Source organism: Candidatus Woesearchaeota archaeon, assembly GCA_003694805.1.
In the GTDB taxonomy this organism is placed as follows: Archaea; Nanobdellota; Nanobdellia; order Woesearchaeales; family J110; genus J110.
The window spans coordinates 1-2,567 of the sequence record RFJU01000101.1; the positions used below are offsets into that span (position 1 = coordinate 1).

2 protein-coding genes are annotated in these 2,567 nt (G+C 51.2%); one reads left to right on the forward strand and one right to left on the reverse strand.

Annotated elements, in window-relative coordinates; translation table 11 throughout:
• Nucleotides 1–39 precede the first annotated feature (39 nt).
• A complete protein-coding gene (locus D6783_03785) occupies nt 40–474 on the forward strand; it encodes a DUF4346 domain-containing protein (protein RME52797.1) in 435 nt (144 codons plus the stop codon).
• A gap of 33 nt (nt 475–507) precedes the next feature.
• Here D6783_03785 and D6783_03790 read toward each other — a convergent pair.
• On the reverse strand, nt 508–2,567 hold a 2,060-nt coding region (locus D6783_03790), incomplete at its 5' end, for a hypothetical protein (protein ID RME52798.1).

Consider the following 2,567-nt stretch of genomic DNA (forward strand, 5'->3'; position numbering starts at 1 on the left):
CTTTAAAAAAATGCAAAAATTGCGAAGCCTGCCCGAGAAATGCTCACAACATTTTTAAATAAACTTTGCTTCTATGCCGAAGCAATGGCGCGTTCACCTTTGAAAAGCCGAGTCATTTCAAACTGGCCGAAAACACTGGTTGTTGATTACCATCCTTCGTATTGGTCGCAGGACCCGAAGGGGTATTTTCTCATCGAAGTAGACCATATAAAAAAGCGCATTCTCGTAGGGTTTCTGAGCAACAAGGGAGAGCCGCAATGGAAAGTCGCGGGCAAACGGCCTGTCGAGCTCTACTACACCATTCTGCGGGCGGGGGCTGTGAGCAAGATGGAGCACGCCGCGTACTTGGGGGAAGAACTTGCGAAGGCGTACATCGCGCTTACACACGGGCTCAAGTACGTCCAAGACGAGGATATTGACTGCAAGAGCGTTCACGTTCCAAGAGAAAAAGATGAGGCGCTTGCAAAATTATAAGACAAGGTTTTTCTGCGGGCGCCTGAGGACGTGCTACGTCTCTCGTCCCTCGTTGCTTGGCGCGGGGATTCCTTCGCCTTCCCAGTTCACTTTCCAGACGATGATTCTCCAGCCGTTCACGGCTCGAGTGTCGTGGAATTTCTGAAAATGGCTCATGCCTCGCCCGTCGAGGTAGAAGAGTTTAGTAAAGGTGCTGCTGATGTGAAGAGGGTCGGCGATGAGGATGCGGTAGTTCCCTCCTGCGACGTCGAGGAGGCCTCCAAAACCCACGGTCGCGTTTTGGTAGTCAAAGCGATCGTAGCTGTTTTCCCGTGCAATGACGAGTGCGTTGATGAATCCTTCTATTTCATTTATTTTCGCGCCGGTGGACGGGTTGCGCAAGGAGATCTTAAGCTTGGCTTCTTCTGGCCGTTCAGGGTTCACGACGAATTCGTCGATGACGCCGTTTGCTCCTCGAACGTTTCCTATGCCTATGCCGAGCTTGCACGTGACGTTCCCTGTTTCGTTTTGGGCGGGGCCTTTGCAGGAGAACCAGTTCTGGCTGACATACCCCGGCCATGGAGCAATCCAGTTGTTGGCTGCCTTGTCTGAACTCAGTATTTGGTCAATGGTTTGTTGAGCTTGGGATCTGGAGATGTTGAGGGTGTTTTGAAGGTAGCTTACTCGTTCTGAGCGGGGGAGTTTTTTGAGGTCGTTGTAGATTTTAGCGCGCGTGAAGTTCCAGCTGCCAAAGTGGCCCCAAACGCCTGCTTTCCCAACCATGTCTTGGCTGGTGATAAAGAAGTCTTCTGGGGGGTTGCAGTGCGTGAGGTCAAGTACGTCCTCCGCGTCTTTCGGTGAAATGCCTTCTGCTAAGAGAACGCGTTTTGCTTCGTTGTGATTGTAGCGGGGAATGATGTCATAGAGGAGGTCGATCGTTTTGAGCGGGTCCTGCGTCGTGTTGAGGAGCCGTTCGTATGCGTTGTTGCTACCGCAATCGAGCATGCGCAGAATACCGACTGCCTCGTCTTCTCTGGGAGTTAGAAGCGTTTTTCCTATCCAGTGTGCCATGGGACTATTTTGGCTTCCTCCGTCAAACGTGACCGCTCGGTCTGCCCAGTATTTGAACCAGTGACCAAAGTCCCACCACGAGTTGATAATCGCGTCAGGTTCTGAGTTTTCTTTAATGCTGGTGAGCGCGCCTACCCAGGCGTCGTTCATGGAAGGAACTTCACCAAGCGCAACGGCCTTGGTCTTAATGAGCAAGCCTTTGCTGCTCGTCCCGGTCACGAGAGGGACGGGGTTGAAGAGTGCAAAGATGAAAAGCCATATGCACGCGGTGGCGAACCAAGGCGAGATGTTGAGGTTCTTCTTGCTAACATCGCGGAGGAGTTGGTTAAGCTTTCCTAAGGCGAGCCCGGCTGAGACGCTCACTGCAGGGAGAGCGAGGAAGATGAACCGAACGCCTTTCGTGCTTGGGTAGATAGTGCCTAAGAGCCAGATAGTCACGAGGAACGCATGAAAATAAGACGTGGATTCTTTGTGAAAGAGGACGATGAGCAGGTTAATTGCTATGAGGAGGGCGAGGAAGATAAGATACCTCAGAATGGGGAGTGTTTGGGCTCCCGAAGAGACAAGGAAAACACTCCAGAACAGAGACGTTCCGAGGATGATCCATGAGATAAGCGTAGTTTTTTTGGGGAGGAGTGAGAGGCCAATGCCGAGAAACGCGAGGAAGAGAACGAATTTAGAGCCGAAACTACCAATTATTTGAGGAAGATTTGCTTCGTTGAGTTCCGCAACTGTTGTGAAGACGTTGGGCCAGAGCGTTTCGTGTGCTGCTTCCTTTATTGAGATAAATGATATGGGGCCGGTGAGAGCGGACTTCATACTGCCGCCTAAAGCGTCTGTGAGAACGAAGGAAGCTAAAACGAAAAAGAAGAGGAGGGCTAGATTAAGGAGCAGCGCTTTTTCTGTGAAAATACGCAACAGTTGGTTGAAGCGTATGTTTCGGCGCTCTTGGTAGGTGTGAACAAGCTTGCGAAATAGTTGGAAGACTATCGTTCCAAGAAGGGCTAAAACGACGAAGTCGAACGAGTACCACCACCCCGCCC